General features: G+C 69.8%; 13 protein-coding genes. 9 read left to right on the top strand and 4 right to left on the bottom strand.

The window, feature by feature from the left end:
- Nucleotides 1-16: 16 nt before the first annotated feature.
- Nucleotides 17-2,665, bottom strand: coding sequence for a LuxR C-terminal-related transcriptional regulator (locus V6S67_RS05075; RefSeq protein ID WP_334209213.1), 2,649 nt, complete (start codon nt 2,663-2,665; stop codon nt 17-19).
- Nucleotides 2,662-5,148 carry a LuxR C-terminal-related transcriptional regulator gene (locus V6S67_RS05070; protein ID WP_334209212.1) on the bottom strand — a complete coding sequence of 829 codons (2,487 nt, stop codon included), beginning with the start codon at nt 5,146-5,148 and terminating at the stop codon, nt 2,662-2,664. Before V6S67_RS05070 ends, V6S67_RS05075 begins: the two co-directional genes overlap by 4 nt.
- Before the next feature lie 367 nt (nt 5,149-5,515).
- On the opposite strand from V6S67_RS05070, the gene V6S67_RS05065 reads away from it, so the two are divergent.
- The 7 genes from V6S67_RS05065 to V6S67_RS05035 all read left to right on the top strand — a co-directional run bounded on the left by V6S67_RS05065 (nt 5,516) and on the right by V6S67_RS05035 (nt 16,525).
- Nucleotides 5,516-7,648, top strand: a complete 2,133-nt coding sequence (locus V6S67_RS05065; protein ID WP_334209211.1) for an acyltransferase family protein — start codon at nt 5,516-5,518, stop codon at nt 7,646-7,648.
- Between the two features lie 190 nt (nt 7,649-7,838).
- The gene (locus V6S67_RS05060; RefSeq protein ID WP_334209210.1) at nt 7,839-8,630 is read left to right on the top strand and encodes a glycosyltransferase; all 792 of its coding nucleotides are present in this window, start codon (nt 7,839-7,841) and stop codon (nt 8,628-8,630) included.
- Entirely contained in the window at nt 8,630-10,099 is a 1,470-nt protein-coding gene (locus V6S67_RS05055) for a glycosyltransferase family 4 protein (RefSeq protein WP_334209209.1), read from the top strand. The genes V6S67_RS05060 and V6S67_RS05055 overlap by 1 nt, the downstream gene beginning before the upstream one ends.
- On the top strand, nt 10,096-13,122 hold the full coding sequence (locus tag V6S67_RS05050; RefSeq protein WP_334209208.1) for a glycosyltransferase family 39 protein: 3,027 nt from the start codon (nt 10,096-10,098) through the stop codon (nt 13,120-13,122). The genes V6S67_RS05055 and V6S67_RS05050 overlap by 4 nt, the downstream gene beginning before the upstream one ends.
- 4 nt (nt 13,123-13,126) lie before the next feature.
- Nucleotides 13,127-14,503 (top strand): hypothetical protein, encoded by a 1,377-nt coding sequence (locus tag V6S67_RS05045; protein WP_334209207.1) that lies wholly within the window; start codon nt 13,127-13,129, stop codon nt 14,501-14,503.
- A gap of 5 nt (nt 14,504-14,508) precedes the next feature.
- Nucleotides 14,509-15,687 carry a glycosyltransferase family 4 protein gene (locus V6S67_RS05040; protein WP_334209206.1) on the top strand — a complete coding sequence of 393 codons (1,179 nt, stop codon included), beginning with the start codon at nt 14,509-14,511 and terminating at the stop codon, nt 15,685-15,687.
- 46 nt (nt 15,688-15,733) lie between these two features.
- Entirely contained in the window at nt 15,734-16,525 is a 792-nt protein-coding gene (locus V6S67_RS05035) for a PIG-L deacetylase family protein (RefSeq protein WP_334209205.1), read from the top strand.
- A 10-nt stretch (nt 16,526-16,535) separates the two neighbouring features.
- Here the strand turns inward: V6S67_RS05035 and V6S67_RS05030 are convergent, their stop codons facing one another.
- Nucleotides 16,536-17,486, bottom strand: a complete 951-nt coding sequence (locus tag V6S67_RS05030) for a glycosyl hydrolase family 28-related protein (protein WP_334209204.1) — start codon at nt 17,484-17,486, stop codon at nt 16,536-16,538.
- A gap of 1,223 nt (nt 17,487-18,709) precedes the next feature.
- Between V6S67_RS05030 and V6S67_RS05025 the strand changes: the two genes are divergently transcribed.
- Together V6S67_RS05025 and V6S67_RS05020 are read left to right on the top strand one after the other, a co-directional pair.
- Complete coding sequence (locus V6S67_RS05025) at nt 18,710-19,744, top strand: acyltransferase family protein (RefSeq protein ID WP_334209203.1); 1,035 nt, start codon at nt 18,710-18,712, stop codon at nt 19,742-19,744.
- Nucleotides 19,745-20,133: 389 nt separating this feature from the next.
- Nucleotides 20,134-20,823 carry an SGNH/GDSL hydrolase family protein gene (locus tag V6S67_RS05020; protein WP_334209202.1) on the top strand — a complete coding sequence of 230 codons (690 nt, stop codon included), beginning with the start codon at nt 20,134-20,136 and terminating at the stop codon, nt 20,821-20,823.
- Here the strand turns inward: V6S67_RS05020 and V6S67_RS05015 are convergent.
- Nucleotides 20,814-22,205 (bottom strand): O-antigen ligase family protein, encoded by a 1,392-nt coding sequence (locus tag V6S67_RS05015; RefSeq protein ID WP_334209201.1) that lies wholly within the window; start codon nt 22,203-22,205, stop codon nt 20,814-20,816. The two genes, V6S67_RS05020 and V6S67_RS05015, sit on opposite strands and share 10 nt — an antisense overlap.
- Nucleotides 22,206-22,306: the final 101 nt, after the last annotated feature.

Raw genomic sequence — 22,306 nt, 5'->3', positions numbered from 1 at the left:
GGCACCCCAGTGGTACCTAAGTTCCCTGCGCGAACAGGTGCAGGTCCTCGCGCCGGCTGATGCCGAACTTCATGAAGAGGCGGTAGAGGTGCCCCTCGACCGTGCGTACCGAGGTCCCGTGGCGGTCGGCAATCTCCTTGTTGGTCAGCCCCTGCAGCACGAGGGTCACCACGGCGGTCTCCCGCGGGGTCAGTTTCACGGCGGCGGGGAGGCGGACGGCCTCCGTGGAGGAACCTTCGAACCCGGCGGTCGCGGCAGAGAGCTTCTTCTGGGCACGGCGTGCGGCGGCGGTATCGCGCCGCTTGTCGAGCACCTCGCGCGCACGCTCGAAGCACACGGCGGCGAGCGGCCGGTAGCCGGCGTCGAGCGCGGCGTCGCCGGCCTCGAGGAGCCGTTCGGCGTCCGAGGCGGCGCCGGCGCCGGCGAAGGCGTGCAGCAGCGCCTGTTCGCGGCCGTCGAACGTCTCCGTGAGGGCGGCCAGGCGCGCGAAGACCGTGCGGTCGCCCAGCACGAGCGCCTGGTTCAGCGCGGTGGCGGCGACGAGCGGCAGCCCGGCCTCCTCGGCCTCGTCCGCGATCTGCAGGAGCCGGGGGACGCCGTCGGCGTCCGTCTCGAGGACGGCCGTGACGGACTCCGCGTGGACGCGGCCGAGCATGCGCGCCAGGCGGGTGCCGCCCGTCCACTCCCTGCCCTGCTCCACCAGAAGCGCGGCCTGCCGCTGGTCGCCGGCGAGGAGGGCGGCGTAGCCGGCCAGCCCGGTGATCCACGGGAGGATGTGCAGGTGGTCGGTGGTGCGCAGTGCATACACCGCGAGGTCCAGCCGGGACTGCGCGGTGGGGAACCGGCCCTCCTGCAGGGCGTGGACGCCGTCCAGCAGATCGAGCCACCCGGCCAGGAAGTGCGTGCGCCGGGCGTCCCGCCGGAGCCTGGTCAGCGCGGTGGCACGCGCCTGCTCCCACTCCCCCGCGACGGCCAGTGCCAGGAGTTCGAGGCAGATCGCGTGGGTGCGGTAGGCCACGGTGTCGGCGTCCGTGCCGGTGAGCGCCAGGGCCCGTCCGGCGAGGCGGGCTCCCTCGGCGGGCCGCCCCGCCCCGGTCGCGTCGACCGCGAGCGCGAGGAGGGCCGCCACCCGTGGCGGTGCCGGGGCGCCGTCGTCGTCGGCCAGTGCCCGGAGCGCGACGGCGTCGAAGGGTTCGTCGTCGAGCGCGAGCGCCGCGATGCTGCGTCCCACCGCCACGGTCCGGGGGTCCGACGCCGATTCCGAGCGGGCCAGGAACTGCTCCCAGCGCTCGGCGTCGGCGTCCGTGCCGTCGGTGGACTCGGCCCGGCGCATCCTCACCTCGAGCGCGAGCAGCGCGCCGCCGCGCAGCACGTCGGGCGGGGCGGGGTCCTCGAGGGCGTCGCCGAGGAGGTCCAGGGCCTCGTCGAGCGATCCGCGGTTCGCACGGGCCCAGGCGAGTTCCACGAGGCAGCGCCGCTCGAGCTCCGGGGACCGGATGGCGCGGATCGCCCGGACGGCGAAGGCGCTGTCGGAGGAGCGGTTGGCGTTGGTCGCGGCGGAGAGGAGGATGCGGTCGTCGAGCGGCACCCCGGCGTCGAGAGCCAGTGCCGCCCGCTGGTGGACCTCCTCGACGTCGCGCGGCGGGGTGGTCGCGGCGGCCAGGACGCGTCGCTGCAGCAGCACGCGGCGTGCCGTGGGGATCGAGGCGCGCAGTGCCTCGGCGTGCAGCGGGTGCCCGACCGTCAGTGCGCCGTCGTCGCGGGTCCTGATCCACGAACCGCCGAGCAGTCGCTGCAGCACGCCGTGGGCGATGAGCTCCCGCGCCTGGTCACCGGGCAGCGGACCGCCCACCGCGAGGAGCTCCATCGCGTCCCGCTGCGCGGTGTCGAGCGGGGCAAACGCGGCCTGCACGAGGTCCGTGAGGTGCGCGCCGAGGGGCGGGAGGTCGGGGGCCGACTGCCACACGCCGTCGGTCTCGGTGATGAAGCCGCGCGTGAGGCCGTCGCGCACGAAGAGGCGGACGAACAGCGGGTTGCCGCGCGTCAGGTACTCCACGGTGTGGACGAGCCCGGCGCCCACGGGCCCGCCGAGGAGCGCGGCGCACAGCTCCTCGACGTCGGTGAGCGTCAGCGGTTCCACGGGGATGCCGGCGACGATGCCGTCCGCCACGAGCTCGTCGAGGCCCTGCGGCAGTGTGGGCGTCGACCGGGCGAGGAAGAGGGCGCGGGCGCGGCGCATGCCCAGGAGCTGCGCGATCAGCGTCACGGAGCCCTGGTCGAGGTCGTGGGCGTCGTCCACCACGAGGAGCGGGAGGTCACCGGCGGACTGTGCCCCGTCGGCCTGCGGGGCGCCGCCGAGCGCCTGGCCCACGCGCCGCAGGACGGCGACGGGCTGCGCCATGTCCTCGGGCGGCAGGCCGGCGAGCCACGTGGAGAACGCGCCGTATGGCACGGTCCCGAGGGGTGCGCTGCCGCGGACGCGCAGCACCCGCGTGCCCTCGGCGAGCTGCCCGACGACGGCGGCGGCGAGGGCCGTCTTGCCGATCCCGGCCTCGCCCAGCAGGAGGATGCCCGAGGTCGAGGGGTCGGAGAGGTCCCCGATCAGGCGGGCGAGTTGCTCCTCGCGTCCGATGAGCAGGTGCGCGGCGTCCCTGGGCGCGCTCATTGCGTGAACACCTCGGAGAGCTGTTTGCGGCTGGAGACGCCGAGCTTGCCCATGGCCTTCAGGATGTGCCCTTCGACGGTGCGGATGGAGAGGTGGTGCGTGGCGGCCACTTCCTTGTTCGTGGCGCCGCGGGCGGCCATGCGGGCGAAGGCGCGCTCCCGGTCCGTGAGGATGCGCCGTGCACTGGTGTTCCTCCGGGGGACGTGCGTGCGGCGGAAGATCTGTTCGGCGCGGATGAAGTGGAGCGGTTCGTCCTCGGTGTCGTGCAGGCGCATGGACATCAGGGCGGCGGAGCCGGCCAGGTCCAGGTGCCCGAAGGCGAACGCCGCCTCGGCGGCCTGCAGCAGGATCATCGGGTCGCGGGCCGCCACGCCGCGGGCCAGGAGCTCCGCGGCTCCGGCGAGGGGCGTGTCGATGCCCCGCGCGAGCTCGAGCAGGGGCTGGGCCTGGGACTGCTGGCCGAGCCGGACGGCGTGCATGCGCAGCAGCAGTTCGGCGCCGGTGTTGCCGGCCTCGCGCTGGGCGCCGGCCATGACGACGAACCGGCGCGCGGCGGCATCGCTGTCGGACATGAGGGCGTCCGCGAGGGTGCGCAGGAGACCGATCGTGGAGCGGTGCACCCAGGGCAGGTGCTCCGCCGACCCGGCGTCGCGCCCGTCCCGCGCGTTCGTCGGGGACGCGTGGGCGTCGTCCTGGCTGCCCAGCACGGATGCGTAGGCGGCTGCCGCGTCGGCGATGGGCAGCAGGCCGCTCCGGTTGTCCGCGCGCAGCTGCTCGAGGGCGGGCCGCACCACTGCGAGCGCGGCGTCCCGGTGCCCGAGGGCTGCCAGTGCGGTCCCGGCGAGGGTGTCCGCCACCACGGGGTCCTGCCACTGCCCGGCGGCCAGGGAGGAGGCGCCCGTGAGGCGCAGGGCGTCCTCGAGGTAGCCCTCCTCGACCAGCGCCGCGAATCCGTGCTCCTGCAGCAGGCGCGCCGCGGTGCCCGTGGGGGCGGGCAGGCCGGTGCCGTGGAGCCGGGCGAGGGACCGCCTCACTCCCGGCCCGGTGCCCGTGAGACTGCGTGCCAGGACCACCCGGGCGGCGCGTTCCGCGGCGAGCGTACCCGTGGGGAGCACCCCGTCCCGGGGTGCGGCGAGCTCCAGGACGTCCGGAAAGCGTCCTTCGTGCGCGGCCGCCTCCACCGCGACCGTCAGGGCCTGGTCGGCCGCGCGGGCAGGGTCCGACGCCGCCGCGTCGCCGGCCACGATCCGCTCGAGGAGCGCCCCGGCCTCGCTGTACTTCAGGCGCAGCAGGCAGGCGCGCACCTCGGCGAGGTCCGCGGCGTCGACCCCCGCGAGGTGCCGGACGGCGAGCAGGGCCAGGCGCGGCTCGCCGGCGTCGGTGGCGGCCCGGGCGACGTCCCGGAGGTACGCATCCTGCAGCGGGATCTCGGCGTCCAGGAACCATCGCAGCAGGTTCAGCCGGCCGGCGACCGGCAGGCCGCCGGCGTCGAGGCTCCTCAGCCGTTCGAGGAAGGCGGGCAGCGGGTTGACGGCGAGTGCACCGCGCAGGCGGTCGCCGATCATCCCGTGGGCCACCGCGACCGCATGCGGTGCCTCGGGTCCGACGACGCACAGCCCTGCCTGCTCGAGCTCGTCCACCGTCCCGGCGCTGCAGGACGGCAGGAGTGCGTCGAGGGGCACCGGTCCGGCGACCGCGACCACGTCGAGGACCTGCCGGGCGGCGTGAGTCAGGGCGGTCGGTGGCCCGGGCAGGCCCTCGGTCCCGTGCGCGGTGTGCGCGTCCACGCCGTCGTGCCAGACCCACGCCCCGGTGCTGCGCGTGAGGGCACCCGCCGCGACCGCACTGCGCACGGCGAGCTGGAGGGCGCGGAGGTTGCCGCGGGAGGCACGCCAGAGGGCGACGGCGGCCGTGCCGGAGAGCGGCCCGTCCAGCAGGTGGGTGAGGAGGGTGCGCATGCCCTCGAAGGTCAGCGGTGCCACATCGACGCGGGCGAGCCGCCCGGTGCGCCAGAGGTCGAAGAAACGGGCGGCGGGCGTGGGTCCGTCGCAGGCCACGAGGAGGCGGGCGGCGCCGACCTCCGCGAGGTAGGAGAGTACCCGGACGGAGGGGTCGTCGAGGTGGTGCACGTTGTCCACCATGAGGATGGCGGGGCGGTTGCGCGCCCGCGCGCGCAGCGCGGCCTGGAGGGAATGCAGGACGGGGAGCGATTCGATGTCACCGGCAGGGTCCACGTCCATCAGGAGGACGCTGAGCGCACCGTAGGGCGTGGAGGTCATGGCGGCGGAGCCGCGGATGAGGACCACCTGCGCGGTGCTCTCCAGCTGTGCTGCCGCTGCGCGGGCGATGGCCGTCTTGCCCACGCCGGGTGCCCCGACGATCAGCACGCCGGCCGAGCCGGGAGCCGCGAGGCCCGCCAGGATGGCCGAGACCTCCCCCGATCGCTCGAGCAGCGGCCAGGCACCCATGTAGTCGTCGGTCATGACGGCGGGTCCCCTCCGTCCATCAGCAGAGCCATAGCCAGTTCCCCTCCAGCCGCCTTGCCCGGGCATCCGCCCCGACCGTTGCTTCGTCGACCAGGTCGTTTCGCCGAATCCTACTCGATTATTCGCCGGTATCGCAGTGGGAGCGCTCTCCCGAACAAGTAGTCCTCGCCGCGGAGCGAGTACCGGCGCGCGGAGTCGTTCGGCCGGACGCAGGGGCTGCGCCACCTCCGCCGCAGCGGGACCGGGCGGGTGCCCGGACGCACCGGCGGTCCCGCCGTCCTCTCCCCGGTCCTTCAGGGCGTTGCGCTAGCATTACCGACGACACGGCAGGTTTCAGCGGCCGTTACCGACCCTAAGGGCCCCCATGCGATCCGCATTTCCTTCCCTGAGGCGCCGTGCGCTCGATCGCACCGAGCCCGCAGCTGCTCCCGCACGGTTCCGACCGGACATCCAGGGCCTGAGGGCCGTCGCCGTGATCGTGGTGGTCCTCGACCACCTGGTCGGCTGGCCGAGCGGTGGATTCATCGGCGTCGACATCTTCTTCGTCATCTCAGGCTTCCTCATCACGGGACTCCTCCTGCGCGAGTACGAGAAGACGGGCCGCATCTCCTTCGGGAACTTCTACCGCCGCCGCATCAAGCGGATCCTCCCCGCGTCCACGGCCGCGATCGCGGTGACGCTCCTCGGCGCCTTCCTCGTCTTCGGGGCGGCACGCTTCGTGGAGACGGTGAAGGACGGCGTCGCCGCCGCGCTCTTCAGCGCGAACTGGCGCTTCGCCGCTGCGGGGACCGACTACTTCCGGGCCGCCGGCCCGGTCTCGCCCCTGCAGCACTTCTGGTCCCTGTCCGTGGAGGAGCAGTTCTACTTCGCGTGGCCGGCCGTCATGCTCCTCGTGCTGACCCTGGTGGTCCGGCGGGGCGGGGACCGCCACCACGCACGCCTCGGTGCGGGAGTGGTGATCGGGCTGATCTCCCTCGCCTCGCTCGCCTGGGCGCTGTGGGAGACGCAGGCGCTCCCCACGCGTGCCTACTTCTCCACCTTCTCGCGCACCTGGGAACTGGGGGCCGGCGCCGCCCTGGCCTTCGCGGCCCCCCTCTGTAGCCGCCTCCCCGATGCCGTCCGCCCGGTGATCGCCTGGCTCGGGATCACGATGATGGGCGGCAGCCTGTTCCTCATCGATGCCTCGTCCGCGTTCCCCGCGCCCTGGGCCCTCCTGCCCGTGACGGGCACCGTCCTCGTCATCCTCGCCGGCACCGGCGCGGACCGGCACCGGTTCATCGTCCCCCTCACCAACCCGGTGAGCGGATACCTGGGGAATATCTCCTACTCGCTCTACCTGTGGCACTTCCCGGTGATCATCTTCGCGGGAGCAGTCTTCGTGGAACGGTCCGCGCTGTTCTACCTCGGCTGCACGGCGGCGATGCTCCTGGCGGCCGTCTTCTCGTTCCACCTCGTCGAGGACCCCGTCCGCCGGTCCGCGTGGCTGTCCGGCCGTGGCCGGACCACCGGGACGACGGCGTTCGGCGCCGGCTTCAAGCGGGCGGCGGTCGGCGCAGCGGCCACGGTCCTGGTGACGGCGGCCGCGCTGCCGTTCGTCCCCGCGCAGCAGAAGGACATCCAGCTCGTGGGCGCACTCCCGGAGGACGTGTCGCCGGAGACCGCGGACCTGCAGGAGCAGATCCGCACCGCCCTGGGCAGCACCGAGTGGCCGGACCTGACGCCCACCATCGACGAGGCCATGGCGGGAGCCGAGGCCCCGCCGGAGGTCACGGAGTGCGGCGGTATCGGACCCCTCGTGGTCGAGGACTGCACCTGGGGCGACCCGGCGGCCGACCGCCACGCCGTCGTGGTCGGCGACTCGATCGCCATGACCTGGGTCTCCCCGCTGCGGGAGGCGCTCGGTACGGACCAGGGCTGGGACGTGACCAGCCTCGGCACGTTCGGCTGCACGTTCACGGACCTGCTGATCGAGAACCCCGAGCCCGAGGTGGTCGAGGCCTGCGAGGACCGCAAGTCCCAGGCCGTCGACGCCATCAACGAGCTGGAACCGGACGTGGTCTTCATCGCCAATACCTACGAGCCGCGCTTCCCCGCGTCCTGGGACCAGCCGATGACCCCGCAGGAGTGGCAGGAGAGCATGCAGGCCATCCTGGCGCGGTTCAGCGATTCCGTGGACCGTGTGGTGTTCCTCACACCGCCGCCGTTGTTCACGGACATCACCGACTGCTACTCGAAGATCGCCGAACCGTCCTACTGCGCGGGCACGATCGATCCCCAGTGGCGCACCTTCGCCACCGCCGAGCGGGAGCTCGCGGACACCGTCGGCGCCTCCTTCATCGACTCGGAACTCTGGTTCTGCGCGGAAGACTGGTGCCCCAGCTTCGTGGGGACCACCCCCACGAAGCGCGATCTCGTCCACATGACACCGGCCTACCAGCTGAAGGTCGCCCCCGCGCTGAGGGCTGAACTGGTGGACCAGGGGATCATCGACTTCTGACCGCGCACCAGTAGCCCACTGCTACGTGGTAAGTACCCTGCCGGGTACGTCGGGTAACAGTTACTCGTGTGCCGCCGGTCGCGGATAAGTAGCGTCATTGATTGGAAGCCCGTGGATGATCCGGGCGCCCATCCTGGGGATTTCAATCAATGAGGAGCACCTCTTGGGGACAGACACTGCCTTTTTCCGCATGCCCGCTGACCACCGGGTACCGGAGCCCCGCCCTGCCGGCCAGTACCGGACCGGACGGGGGGCCGCGTGCTCGACGGCGCGGACCGCTGTCGATCTCGAGGTCGTCATCCCTGCCTACAACGAGGCGGAGCGCCTCCCGGGCACCTTGGACGCCACGCTCGAGTACCTCGAGGCGCAGACGTGGAGCTCGCGGATCGTCGTGGTGGACAACGGGAGCGTCGACGAGACGAGCGCCGTGGTGCGGAGGTTCTCCCGCACGGCCGACTCGGTGGACGTCACCCTCCTCGGCTGCGCCCAGCCCGGGAAGGGCGCGGCGGTGCGCCGCGGCCTGCTGAGCAGCCGCGCCCGCTACGCCGGCTTCATCGACGCCGACCTCGCCACCCCGATCTCCACGCTCACCAACGCCATGCCGCTCCTGGAGGCGGGCGCCACGGCCGTCATCGCGTCGCGTCACGCACCGGGAGCCCAGTTCGTCCAGCCCCAGGGGCTGGGCCGGCGGCTCGGCGGAGGCGCCTTCCGCTTCCTGACGCGCCGCATGGTGCAGGGCATCGCGGACACGCAGTGCGGGTTCAAGTTCTTCGATCTCGCTGCCGCCAAGCGGGCGCTCGTCGAGTGCCGCACCACGGGCTTCGCCTTCGACGTCGAGCTGCTCCAGCGCATGCAGCACCAGGGCGGGCAGATCCTCGAACTCCCCGTCGCCTGGACCGATGGTCCTGCCTCGACCTTCCGGCCCGTCCGCGACGGCCTGGAGAGCTTCAACGCCGTCCGGCAGATGGCGCGGGTGTTCTGATGGAGAATCTCCTCACGTCCCCGCTGGACCGTCTGGCCGGCAAGAACCTGCTCGTGCTCAACTGGCGCGACGTCAAGCACCCCCAGTCCGGCGGCGCGGAGCAGTACATGCACCAGATCGCGGTCCGCTGGGTGAAGGCGGGCGCGAAGGTCACCTGGGTCACCGGGCGCGGCAGCAACCAGGCCCCGGAGGACGTCATCGACGGCATCACCGTCATCCGGGCCGGCGGGGCCCTCGGGCTCTACCCCCGCGCAGCGCTCTGGCTGATGCGTCACGGCAAGAAGTTCGACGGCGTGATCGACTGCCAGAACGGCATCCCGTTCTTCTCCCCGCTCTTCCTGCCGCAGTCCACGCCGATCGTGCAGGTGGTGCACCACGTGCACCAGGACCAGTTCGCCACCCGCTTCTCGGAACCCCTCGCGGCCGTGGGACGCTTCCTCGAGAAGGACGTGGCCCGGGTGATCTACGGCCAGCGGTCCATCGCGGCCGTCTCACCGTCCACCCGCCTGGAACTGCGGCGGCGCCTCGGCTACACCAGCCCCATCTTCGTGGTGCCCAACGGCACCATGGACCTGCCCCTGAATGTGGGTCCCCGCGACCCGGATCCCACGATCACCGTGGTCAGCCGGCTCGTGCCGCACAAGCGCCTGGACCTGCTGCTCGGCCAGATCGCCGTGGTGGTGGAGGCCGTCCCGAACCTCCGCGTCGACATCGTGGGCGATGGTCCGGAGAAGGACCGCCTCCAGAAGATCACCGCGGACCTCAATCTGCTCTCCAACGTCACCTTCCACGGGTACCAGTCGAACGAGGTGCGCGACGGGCTCCTCCGCCGTGCCTGGCTCACGGCATCCACCTCCGCTGCGGAGGGCTGGGGCTGCTCGGTCATCGAGGCCAATGCGTGGGGCGTGCCCTGCATCGCCCTCAGGGTCCCCGGCATCCGGGACTCCGTGGTGGACGGGAAGACCGGCTGGCTGGTCGACGAACCACGCGACTTCGGCGCCACCCTCATCGAGGCCCTGAAGGACATCGGGGACACCGGCTCGGCGCGGTCCATCACGGCTGCCTGCCGCGACTGGGCGGGCCGCTTCACCTGGGACAGGAGCGCCGCCCTCCTGGCGGGGGTCCTGGTCGAGGAGACCGGCGCCGTCCGGGGTGTCCGTGCCCAGCGGCGTAACGCCCGCTCGGACATGTCCGCCTTCGCCCGCTTCCCCACCCCCGTGGGCTTCGGCCCGACGGCGTCCCTGAGGGCCACGGACGAGATCACGCAGGACGGCGACGAAACGGCCGTGCTCCTCAACGGGTGCGACGAGACCGATGCGTTGGGCGTGCTGCACCGGCTCGGCATCTTCGAGGCGGACATCAGCCTCGCCGACCGCAACGGCGTCCTCGCAGGTCCCGCAGGGGCACCCGGTGCAGGGATCCTCGCTGCGCAGGATGTTCCGGGTTCCTCCCGGAACAGCAGCCCGTGAGCGCGTCGGCAGCCCCGACGCTCCCCGCCGAACCCGAGCACCTGCCGCGCACGCCGGCACGCTCCGCGGCCGCCGAGGTGGCCCAGAGCAGCGGACTGCTCTCCGTGTCCGCCGGCCTCGTGGGAGTCATCAGCTACGCCTGCACCCTCCTGATGGCCAACGCCCTCAGCTCGCAGGAGTACAGCAACCTGGCCGCCGCGCAGATGCTGCTCGGCATCGTGGGCATCGTGTCCTCCGCCCTCGTGCCGCTGCCCCTGTCCCACGCGGTGGCCACGCACGGCGCCGGTACCGCCGGCCGCCGGGACGGCATGGCGTTCGCCATGATGGTGTCGGTGATCGCCGGCGTGGTGGCCGCCGGCGCCACGGGCGCGATCGTCTCGGCCTTCGGCTCCCCCGTGCTGGCACTGGTCTCGGCCCTGACGGCGTTCGTGCTGTTCGTGGTGGCCGCTCCCCTGGGCTGGCTGCAGGGCGAGCTGAGGTTCCTCCGGTACGCGACGGCATCCCTCGCCGAGGTGCTGGTCAGGCTCGGCTTCAGCGTGCTCGTGGTCGCCCTGGCCTGGGGTGCCACGGGCGCGGTGCTCGGCTTCGCGATCGGTGCCCTGGTGATACTCGCCGTGCCCCGCTCCTTCTACCGTGACCTCTCCTGGCGTCCGCAGATCATCCGCGACCGGCGGCGCTGGTCGGAGACCGGCGACATCGCGCTGACCCTGTGCATCGTGACGGCGCTGACCGGCGCCGACGTGGTGGTGATGTCCTTCCTCGACGGCGGCTCGGACGCGGGGGCCGGTTTCCAGGCCCTGTCCACCATCGCCAAGGGACCCATCTACGTCGCCGCGGGCACCGTGCTCGTCGCCTTCCCCCTGCTCCGCCGGGCCGGTGCGGACCGCGGCCCCATCCTGGTGTCCGCCCTGCGCTCCTTCGGCCTGCTGGCCGTCGCCGCCTGCGTGGTCATCGCCACCGTGCCGGCGTCGCTCGTGGCGATGTTCCTCCCGGAGAAGTACCACGCGTCGATCGCCCTGCTGCCTTGGCTGGCGGGTGCCGGCCTCGGGTACGCGATCCTCACGGTCCTCGCCACCATCCTCCTGGCCCTGCGGGCCTACCGTCGCTGCCAGCTCGGCCTGATCGCGGCGACGGTGCTCCTGCCCGCCGGGATGGCCCTGGGCTGGACCCTCGACGGTGTCCACGGTGTGGCCATCGGCACGGCCGGGGCAGCACTCGCCTCCGCGGCGATCCTCGCCGTCATCGCGATCCCCCTCCTTCCCTCCTCCACAGGGCGCATGGCACTCCGGGGTCTCCTCGCCGGTGCAGTGCTGACCCTCCTCCTCCTCGTGGCCGGTTCCGTGCCACTGATATGGCTTCTGGTGGTCCTCATGACAGGTCTCGGCATTCTCGCTTTCCAGCGGCGCACTCAGCTCCCCGACGCCGAACCGGACCATGCGCCGGACGACGCGTCCGGGCAGGCGCCGGCCCACCGGGCCGGGCGCCGCTTCCGCCCCTCGGAGCGTTTCCGGCCCACCCGCAGCGGTCTCCTCGGTCTCGTCGTGGTGCTCGCCGTGGCCTTCGGCACACGCGCGGTGGGCCTGACCCGCGGCTTCGAGCTGTGGGTGGACGAGATGCTGTACGCCCGCCTCGGCTACTCCGTGAGCCTTGGCCAGATCCCCAACCTGCCGGACGGACCGTTCATGCTCCACCCGCCGGGCTACTTCCTGCTCGAGGGCGCCGTGATCAGCGCCTTCGGCATCACCGGGGACAACCTGGACCTGGTGCTGCAGCTGCGCTGGCTCAATGCGGCGCTGGGCGCCCTCAGCGTGGGCCTCGCCTTCCTCCTGGTCCGCAAGGTGGCCAACACCCCCGCCGCCTGGGTCACGGCGGCCGTGCTGACGCTCGAGCCGTTCGTGCTGCGCAACAACAGCCGCGTGTTCCTGGAGACCCTCGGCATGGCCGCGATGCTCGGCGGACTGCTGATCCTCGTGTCCGTGATGCTGCGGCCCTCCACCAGGTACCGGACGCTGCAGCTCGTGGCCGCCGGACTCCTGCTGGGCTACGCGGTCCTCACGAAGGACGTCTTCGTCCTCGGTGCCGTGGCTCCGATCGTCCTCGCACTGTTCTGGCGGAAGACCCTGGCGATGCGGGACGGCCTGACCGTCCTGGGCGCCTCGGCTCTCCCCTACGCGATCTACCTCGTGGTGCTCGCGTCCAACAACCTGCTGGACACCTGGATCTGGGCCAAGACCAGTGGCGTGCGCCGCATGATCGGGCTGGAGCAGACCACGGGGTTCAACGCCGAGGGTGCGCCGAGCCTGATCAGCCGGGTTATCGACCAGCTCGGCCAGTTCGGTTCCTCCTACCTGCTCCTGGCCCTCACCCCCGTGACCGGGCTCCTGCTGTGCTTCAGCGCGCACGCCGCACGCCGCCTGGTGGGCCTCGTAGCTGTCCTGTTCGGGCTCTTCGGCCTCTACAGTGCAGCCTTCGGCACCCTCGAGGAGCAGTACGGCTACCCCGTCCTGTTCGCCGGCGTCCTCAGTTCCGCGGTGTACGCACTGGAACTGGCCGGGAAGCGCCCGCGCTGGCGGACCCCCGTCATCGTGGCCGCCGTGGCCTTCACCGCGCTCACCGCGGTGTTCGGGGTGCGGGCCGTCACCACCGTGGACAACGGATTCGTCCAGGCACGCGACTGGGCGGCCACGAACATCCCGGCGGACGCCCGCGTCAGTGTCTCCAACAGCACCGGCGAACTGGCCTTCGAGGGCGATCCCCGCTTCGGCGTCTGGCCCTCCGCACCGCTCATGGAGGCGAACGACGTGGAGTACATCCTGACCCAGGACCACCCCACCTCCATGGGGTACGGCTACGCCCAGCCGGCCATGCTGGAGTGGCTCGAGGCCAACGCGGAGCCCGTGTTCGAGGCGGAGGGGCCCACCAACGGAGACACCGTGATCTGGCAGGTCGACGACGAGACGCTGCGCAGCGGAGCGGCGGCCAACATCGGCTTCCCGTCCGCGACCTACGAGACCGAGCGGTAGCGCCGTGGGTGAACCCCCGCAGGGGCGCAGGAGGCGGGCACGCCGGCAGCTCGGTGTGATCGCGGCCCTGGCGGCCGTAGCGGCCGGGAGCGCGGTCGTCGCGGTCCAGGACGACGACGACGCCGGCGCGGCGGACGGCGGCACCCGCTTCGGCGTGCTCGCGTCGCAGTGCGATTCCGTCCGGTCCCGGGAGCTCCAGCAGGCCGGGGTGAGCGTGGTGCACGTGGACCTGCGCTGGGACCTGTACCACCCGGACTCCGCGGCGGCGGCGCCGGCGTACACCCAGCAGGTCTTCTCGATGCTGGAGGTCTGCCGGGACGCCGGGCTCGACGTCGTCCTGGGGCTGGGCACGCAGTACGCCCCGGACTGGGTGCGGGCCCTGCCCGACGGTGAGTTCATCGACCAGACCGGCACCCGCAGCGAGGCCGCCGCGCCGAACCTGATGTTCAGCGCCGACGTGCGCCGGGCCTTCGAGCGCTACGCCTCCGAGGTGGTGCAGCTGGTGCCCGAGGGCAGCGTCTCGGCGATCCGGCTGGGCACCAGCGAGGCCGGCGAGCTGGGCTTCCCCGCCGACCCGCTGGAGAGCAGGTCCGGCCGCAACAGCTTCTGGGCCTACAACGACGCCGCCCAGACGGGCGAGGGCCTTCCCGACGGCATGGAGACCACACCGATGCCCGGCTGGGTCCCCGGGGCCACGGAGTGGTCCGGGTCGGACGTCACGGCGGACGACGTCGGCACCTGGCTCGACTGGTACACGGATTCCGTCTCGCGGACCGTCGCCTGGCAGATCGGCCTCCTGCAGGGCCTCGGGTTCGCCGGGGAGTTCCACCTGCCCCTGGCCGGCCGGGGCACGCTGCCCGAGGACCGCGAGAGTGCCGTCCGGGCATTCCTCGACGGCACGGGAGACCGCGACGCGAGCCTCGAACGCGGGCTCTACTACCCGGAGCAGCTGCCGTCCATCAGGGCTGCGCTCCCGGAGGCCGACGTCGTCGCCGACATCACGGGACTCGGTGACGCCACGGCGGTCCTGGCCCGCGACGAATCCCCGCCCGCCGATACGTGCCAGGCGGAGGACGCCGGACTGCCGCTCGAGGACACCCCGGGCGTGGCCGAGTGGTCGGCGTCCCGCTGGACGATCGCCGTCGCCCGGAGCGCCGGGTACCCGGTGATGGGCGAGAACCCCGGGCCTCCCTCCCTCCCCGGGACCGGCAGCGCGCCCAACTCGGACTCCCTCCGGGAGCAGCTCGGCTCGGCGTCCCGGTACGCCGCGGACTGCGGACTGGAGACCTTCCTCTTCGCGTTCGAGGACGATCTCTTCGACCCGGCAACAGATGTCCCCCTCTCCGTCTACGCGGAGACCATCCGCGATCTGAAAGGGTGAAGGCCATGAGCACTCCCCCGAGCCCTGCCGACCTGGACCGCGCCACGGCGGGCGCCGCGCCGCAGGAGGGCCCTCTCCGCGTGCTGCACCTGGGGTTCGAGGATCCCCTCATGCCGGGTGCCGGCGGAGGCTCCGTCCGTACCCACCAGATCAACCGGCGCCTGGCCGCGGCCGGTCTCCAGGTGACCGTGCTGACCACCACCTATCCAGGGGCGCAGGAGCGCCTGCAGGACGGCGTGCACTACGTGCCGATCGGTTTCGGGCAGGGGCGCAACCGGCTGACGCGCCTCCTCGGGTACATCGCACGGCTGCCGCTCGAGACCCGGCGGCGGCGCCACGGCGCCGATCTCGTGGTCGAGGACTTCTTCGCGCCGTTCTCCACCATGGCCGCGCCACGGTGGACGGGCAGGCCGACCATCGGTGTGGTCCAGTGGCTCCACGCCCGGGACAAGGCCAGGCAGTACAGGCTGCCCCTGCACTGGCTGGAGCGCTTCGGGGTCCGCAGCCACTCGCGGCTGATCGCGGTGTCGCAGGGCACGGCGGACAAGCTGGTCTCGCTGAATCCGGCCGCGACCGTGGAGGTGGTGGGCAACGGGATCGACCGCGAGGCGCTCGACGGCGATCTCACCCTCGGCCGGGACGTGCTCTTCGTGGGGCGGCTGGAACTGCACCTCAAGGGCCTCGACGTCCTGCTCGCGGCCTGGGCGACGGCGGCGCCGCAGCTCGGCGCGAAGCTCGTCATCGCCGGCACCGGACCGGACCAGGAGCGGGTGGAGCGGCTGATCGACTCCCTCGGGGTGTCGGACTCGGTGGAGCTGGTGGGCTGGGTCTCGGGGCAGGCCAAGCTGGACCTGATGCGCTCCGCCCGCCTCGTCGTCGTCCCCTCCCGCCATGAGACGTTCGGCCTCGTGGCCGTGGAGGCCCTCGCGAGCGGCACGCCCGTGGTGATCTTCGACATCCCGAGCCTGCGCGAGGTGGTCCCGGAGGGCTGCGGCTGGAAGGTCGCGCCGTTCGACGCGGAGGCCCTCGCAGCCGAGCTCGTGCAGCGCTACCCCGCCGAGCCCGACCTGCTCGCCGCCGGGCTGCAGGGCCGTTCCTTCGCCCGGCGGTTCGACTGGGACACCCAGGCGGACCGTCAGGCCGCCATCTACCGCAGCGCGCTGTCCGTGCATGCGGGGCAATGACGCCCCGATGACCCGGCCCCTCCGTCCCGCTTCCGAAAGGCTCCCCGTGATCTCCGTCCTGCCCCGCCTCCAGCAGTCCCTGCAGAGCAACAACCCGTGGCTGGTGCTCTCACCGCACCTCGACGACGCCGTGCTGTCCTGCGGTGCGCTGCTGCACGAGAGCGCCCAGGTGCGGGACATCACCGTGGCGACGCTCTTCACCGAGCCGTCGAGCCCCCCGCACACCCATGCGGCGAAGACCTTCATCAGCCAGTGCTCGGCCACCGACGCCCGGTCGCTCTTCAAGGAGCGGCAGGCCGAGGACCGCCAGGTGCTGGAGCAGCTGGGGGTGCGCCACGTGCACCTGGGCCTCGAGGACGCCCTGTTCCGCCGGCGGCACGCGTCGCCCGTCGCCGCCCTGGTGAGGAGGGTGCTCCCCGAACTCGTCCACCGGTATCCCACCTACCGGTACGACATCGCGCTGGGACGCATCTCGCGCGGCGACCGCGCCCTGATCGAGGACCTCCGGACGCAGGTGGAGGGACTCCTGGAGAAGACCGACGCCGAACTGCTGTTCTGCCCCATCGGCATCGGCCGCCACGTGGATCACCTGATCACCCGCCTGGTGGGAACGTTCTTCCCGGACAAGGTGGTGTACTACTCCGACTTCCCGTACAGCCTGTCCTACCCCGTGGAGGAGAAGTTCGTGTCCGCGCACCGGTTGCAGCGGGGCGGCTGGGACCGGCACCTCGCCGCGAAGGAGGCCATGATCCGGGGCTACGGCACCCAGGCCGATGCCCTGTTCCCCGACGGGCAGATCCCCCTCGAGCCGGAGACCTACTACGCCACGTCCGTGTAGGTCCGGTTCCTCAGTAGCTGTTGCCCCAGACGTCGATACGGGTGCCGAAGCCGCTGACCACCTGGAAGGCTCCGCTGCGCACGGCCGTGTTGCCGCTGAGCACGATCCCGGAGATGGCGCCGTAGATGTCGACGGAGGGTCCGGGGATGTCCGTGAAGGTGTTGTCCCGGACCGACACGTTGGTGACCGGCCCGGTGCCGCCGTAGTAGCCGGTGACGAGCCCGCCCGTGGAGCCCCAGAAACGGTTGCCGGCGATCGTGAGGTTGTAGGCCCCGGCGTCCGCCACCGCGATCTGCATCGCGGATCCGTGGCGGCCGCCACGCACCGTGTTGTCGAGGTAGGCGACGTCGTGGATCGGCTCGCCCATGCTGTGCGCCACGAGGCCGTCGTCGCCGTCGGTTCCCGAGCCCTGGTCCACCGTGTTGCCCTGCACCACGCCGAAGCTGGAGTCGAGGATGTGGATGCCGTCGAGCTGGTCGTACTTGCCGTTGGTGGCCACGGACGTGGTGTTGTACCGGACGCAGAAGTCGGTGCTGGCCACCACGGCGATGGAGTAGGTGAAGGGGTTGACCGTGGTGATGCGCTGCACGACGGCGTTGGTGGAGTAGCGGACGTCGATCAGGTACTCGTTGAGCCGGTTCGGCGTGTTGCCGTTGAGGGTGTTGCCGCTCTGATCCGCGGTGAGGTCCGAGATGGTCACCTTCGTGGCGCCGTTGGTGGTGATCAGGGGGTGTCCGCCGAACGGTCCCTTCCGGGTGAGGAACTGCGGGCCGGCCTTCAGCCGCGTGGCCGCCCCGGCGCCCTTGAGGGTGACGCCGCTGCGGAGGACGAGCGGTTTGGAGAGCGGGTACGTGCCGGCGGCGAGCTGCACCACCTCCCCGCCGCGCCGCGAGGCCGTGTCGATGGCCGACTGGATGGTGCCTGCCCAGTCCGCGGTGGAACCGGCCGCGGGAGCCGCCACCTTCCGGACCGCGGTGGCCGTGCTCCCCGTCGCTGTGCACGTGATGGTCTTGCTCCCTTCGACGGCAGGAGGAGTTTGGGCCTGGGCGGGCCCTCCGAAAAGACTTGTGGCGAGAATGAGACCTATTACGCCTGAGACCGAGCGCTTCATGGGCTCAGTGTAGGGGCGGCCTCACGAATTCCAGCCGAACCGGACGAGACAATGTGAAACGCGTTTCCATCGACCAGCCCGCAGAAGAGCACGATGCCGACGCCGTATCTCGACCTTGCCTGCCGGGTGCGCCAACGATCAGCACGCCGGCCGAGCTGGAGGCGGCGAGAGTCGTCATGATCGATAGAACCTCACCCGGCCGCTCGAGTAGCGGCCAGGCACCCATGTAGTCGCCGGTCATGACGGCGGGTCCCCTCCGTCCATCAGCAGGGCCATAACCAATCCCCCGCCGGCCGCCCTGCGCGGGCGACCGCCCCGACCGTTGCTTCGTCGACCAGGTCGTTTCGCCGAATCCCATTTGATTGTGCGCCGTTATCGCGGTGGGAGCGCTCGCTGACGCAAGTAGTCCTCGCCCCGGAGCGAGTACCGGCGCGCGGAGAAGGCGGGCAGGGCAGATGTGCTAGGTGCCCCTAGGCCGGCTTCGTCGCCGCCTATTTCTCCGCTGCAGGCTCCAATGCCAGCGGGCGGGCGGTGTCATTACGGATAACATGGAGTACCTCACGCGTCTCGGAGCACGAGGCGATTGGCGATCACGAACCTGCAGGTTCCATGAAGACAGGCGGGGCAACGAGAACAGCGTGCCCATCGGCCTCACTCTTTATAGCGTCTGCCAGAACGCTGATGTTTCGGAGTCCTGAAGCAAGTTCGGGATACCAGGAAATCGATTCGAACCACTAGCGGTCCGCGTCTGAGCTGCGTGCCGATATAAGCAAGCCGGATTTATGGCGGGTGTGATGCCGTCCATGGGTCTCATGCAAAGCATCAAATACTGGTGGGCCAGCGAGCCGCCGCCTTCCAAGATATGCGGCTGGTGCAACGCCGCAAGTCCCGGCAAGTCCTGGTGTTCCAACGAGTGCGAAGCCGTATTCGATGACTACGCGAGTCGAACAATGAGCTGAACCAGTTTCATGGTGGGTAGAGGCGAAATGCTGACATAAGGAATCCGCAAGACGCCACGGTCAGGCGGCCATCCGCGTACTGTCGCCGCAAATGGTCTCTCAAACAGTAGCGCGATGCTGACCGGCGCAAGCAAGGCAGCTCCCAACGATCACTTCGCCTGGGCGGACGTGATCAAAGGGACGTGCATCGTCTTGGTCGTGCTCGTCCACGTCACGAACAAGTACTTCGTGTTCCTACCCGGCCCCGAGCCTTTTCGAGTCGCTTGGGAGGTTTTCGGGCGCGGTCTCAACCCCCTCAGAATGCCACTCTTCTTCCTTATCTCCGGGTTCCTGGCCGCAAGGTCAATAGGCCGCCCCTGGGGAAGGACACTGCTGCCGAGGGTGGTCCAGCCCTACTACCTCTACGTCATCTGGCTGGTGGTGTCGGCGGCAATCTACATCGCACTCGCGACTCCCATTGACGGCACGAACGCGGCCAGCGCCCGAGGGGTAGCTGAAGCCTTCCTATACCCCGCATCGAGCCTCTGGTACCTATACGCCCTAGCCGCTTACTTCCTCATCGCGAAGGGGCTGTGTGGGCTACCCCGCCCGGTAAGTCTGGCGATCGCAGTTTGCCTAGCGGTTGTGGTGTCGGCATGGCCTCTTACTGTCCAACTTGGCGTGCCCGCCAATCTCGTGTTCTTCATGGCCGGAGCGTACTTCCCGCATGTGGTGCAGGCTGTAGCAGAACGGGCGACCCCCACCCGCGCCCTTCTAGGTTCCGGCTTGTACCTAGGCGTTGTGTTGATCTATGTCGTGGACGCTGACCGCTTTCCTGGCGTCAGGCCTGCGGCCTCCGCCGTGGCAATCTGGGCCGGTCTCACGGTCCTTTCTGTACTCGCACGATTCAGCCCGTTCGAGAGGCTCGGGCAGTACATTGGCAGACACACCCTGCCGGTATACGTTCTCCACCTGCCTCTGCTCGCACTACTCAGCCGGCTGTACACCCCCGCGTTCGACGGCGGATTGGTTTCGACCATTGCCGCCGCCGTGTACCCCGCGATCACGGTAGTAGCCCTAGTTGCGGCCGCCCTTGGGCTGTGCATTCTTCTCAGGGGGGCCGGCCTCGGCTGGCTTTTCTCCATGCCGAAACGACTAGTTAGGGCCTGAAGCCGACGCGCAAGCGGACGATATCAAGACCGCGCCGATCGTCCTGTTGTCCCAAGAGCCGGAAAACGGTGCGCCCGACAGAATACTGCGAGCGTAGCGGTGCCGAAAAGGGTGACGTCCGAAGCGCTCAGCGTGAGGCTCAGGGCAAGGGCACCGTTCAGCTAAGCCTCTACCTCGTTTCCAATCGCTGTCACACAAACCGGATTTATGGCAAGGCTCCCGGCGGGGCATAATCCTTCTAGGTCTCGAGCATTGGGGAAGTTGTGCAGTCAGTTCGGAAATTCAAACGCCGCCCGTCCATCTCGAGGCGCGCAAGCATCGCGGCAATCGCATGCGCTGCCGTTGCAGCTGTCCTGCTGCTCAGCGGCTTGTACTTAAGGCAGCAAGAGGTGCTGCAAGCTAACGCTCGGCTAGCTGAGACCTACACCCCAACCGGCATCTCCCGTGATAATGGCCAGACCATGCCGGCGCTTCCTGCGGGATCGCAAGCGCTGTTCATCGGTGACTCGTGGGCCGAGGGCGTAGGCGCATCTGATAAGGCTGACGGCAACTGGGCTGCACTGACGGCTGATTACTTCGGGTGGGAGCGAACTATCGACGGCATTGGTGGCACGGGCTTCGTTCGGGGCGGTGGCTCCCAAGAAGGAGCGATTGGGAACGACAACAATCAGTACATCAACCGCTTGAACTTCTGGATTGAAGATCCCGACATGACCCCGGACCTGGTCGTCATTGAAGGCGGGCTGAATGACGACAAAGCCGAACCCGCGGACCTTCGGGCTGCAGTGAAGGACGTAGCGACCAGAGCCAAGGAGGCTTGGCCTGACACCTCTGTGCTTGTAATGGGGCCGGCAGCGCCTCAGCCTTTGGGCGCGATGCTGCAGCGGATGGCTGAGCCGATTCGGTCAGGGGCTTTGGACGCAGGGGCTTTCACGATTCAGCCCGTGCTCCGTGGTTGGTTTACGGAGGAGAATTCGGCTCAATTCCTCGTCCCTGGAGATGGTGCTCACGTAAACGACGCTGGCCACCAGTACACGTCGCAGCGGCTGATAGCTGCGATTCAGGAGCTTCAGAACTGAGCTTGCCGCACTCTGTATAGCTGAGGTGAAGACTCCTTGCGGGCCGTGTCGTTTTTGGGACAACCGGCACTCTCGACTTCCTCGGCTCGAAGGGCGAATAGGATGCCGGCCGCCCACCAGAAGGGCACTGCGCCGAACGGTGATTCGAGTACAACTCCAAGGAGTGCGACCGGGATAATGCCAAGGACGATGAGTGCAGCTGCGGCAGGTAATTCGTCCTGCCCCAAGCGCGCACGCGTCCGGCCAACTTGAACTACCAGCGCGCCGAGAATGAGCACTGCTAGCCCGACACCCACGATCCCGGTGCGGGCAAGTACCCCTACAAGCCAGTTGTGAGGGCTTCTGACATTCACGTACTCGGTTCCTTGCAGGTAGTCGAGAACTCCGGATTCCGAGAGGAAGTCATTCCCGAAGCCGCCACCGAAGAAGAACCTGCTCGGGTCTGAGAGAGTCCAGTCGGTGACGCCTTCCCATGCCATCTCCCGAGCCCGCTCTGTTCCTTGTGCGTTCAGCTCGTACTCGGCTCCGGTGCTGGTCTGAAAGACGGAGGCGATCAGGCGCTGGCCTGGGTTAGTTTGGGCCACCCCAGCTGCTGCTACTGACAGCAACACGGGCACAGCCAGAGTCATAAGCGTCCGCCGGTTTCTGTCGGACTTGGGTACGGCTGCATATGTGATGACATAGGCGGTTGTCAGGCTCAGGGCCATGGAAAGCAGGCCAGCCCGCGAGTGCATTCCGGTTGCGGTCACGATCGCCAGAAGCATGCCGATAGTTGCCCAGAATCTGTTCTGCTTCAGAAGGACTCGCCTGAGCATCAACGCTGCCGTGATGCCCAGTATGGCCATATCGGTGTCCGGGCGCGCTGAAAAGACAGGGACTTCGGAGGCTGGCATCCGAGGGAATGCTTCGGTGTTCACCCCACTGAGAACTATCCCCGCAGTCCAGAGCAGGTGAAAGATCAACGCCCCCCAAATCCACTTCATTGTTCGCGCCTGGTCCTCCTTGCTCGCAACGGCAAAGCTCGCTGCCGAGATAAAGGCGAGAACTCCATACGCGAAGGGAACGAAATCTCGCACCCAGTCCATCGTGAAGGCGTATTCGACGGACAGGAGGGCGCGCAGGACCAGGTAGGCAAAGAACGCGATGAACATCAAGGGAGGATGCCTGCGGCGACCAGCGCTGAGCGCCTTCGTGCCACGCGTGGCGTGCCCCAGTGCGGCGTGGATGACGGCCAGCGCAATGAGCACGTCGGTGAGGAACAGTGGAGCGTAGCCGATGTACGATCCCCACCTGGTTCCCGCAAGTAGCAAGGCAACTGCTAGCGTCCCCGTAATGGCTGTAACCGGCTTCTTCGCACCTTGTACTGTGAGTGTTCCCCGCATTCGGCAATCCTAGATGAGGGCCGCCGGCTATTCTGACAGCATGGCCTCAGATTGAGCAGACGTCCCAGCACTGAGTTGGGCGACGCGGCAACTCCAGCGAA

The organism is Arthrobacter sp. Soc17.1.1.1, assembly GCF_036867195.1.
Classification (GTDB): domain Bacteria; phylum Actinomycetota; class Actinomycetes; order Actinomycetales; family Micrococcaceae; genus Arthrobacter_D.
The sequence above is the reverse complement of the archived record's forward strand: the minus strand, read 5'-3'. Positions and strand labels throughout refer to the sequence as shown.

What these genes read in the sequence shown, in the direction of transcription:
- V6S67_RS05075 (WP_334209213.1), bottom strand. Translation starts at nt 2,665, where the DNA reads ATGAGCGCGCCCAGGGACGCCGCGCACCTGCTCATCGGACGCGAGGAG.
- V6S67_RS05070 (WP_334209212.1), bottom strand. Translation starts at nt 5,148, where the DNA reads ATGACCGACGACTACATGGGTGCCTGGCCGCTGCTCGAGCGATCGGGG.
- V6S67_RS05065 (WP_334209211.1), top strand. Translation starts at nt 5,516, where the DNA reads ATGCGATCCGCATTTCCTTCCCTGAGGCGCCGTGCGCTCGATCGCACC.
- V6S67_RS05060 (WP_334209210.1), top strand. Translation starts at nt 7,839, where the DNA reads ATGCCCGCTGACCACCGGGTACCGGAGCCCCGCCCTGCCGGCCAGTAC.
- V6S67_RS05055 (WP_334209209.1), top strand. Translation starts at nt 8,630, where the DNA reads ATGGAGAATCTCCTCACGTCCCCGCTGGACCGTCTGGCCGGCAAGAAC.
- V6S67_RS05040 (WP_334209206.1), top strand. Translation starts at nt 14,509, where the DNA reads ATGAGCACTCCCCCGAGCCCTGCCGACCTGGACCGCGCCACGGCGGGC.
- V6S67_RS05025 (WP_334209203.1), top strand. Translation starts at nt 18,710, where the DNA reads ATGCTGACCGGCGCAAGCAAGGCAGCTCCCAACGATCACTTCGCCTGG.
- V6S67_RS05015 (WP_334209201.1), bottom strand. Translation starts at nt 22,205, where the DNA reads ATGCGGGGAACACTCACAGTACAAGGTGCGAAGAAGCCGGTTACAGCC.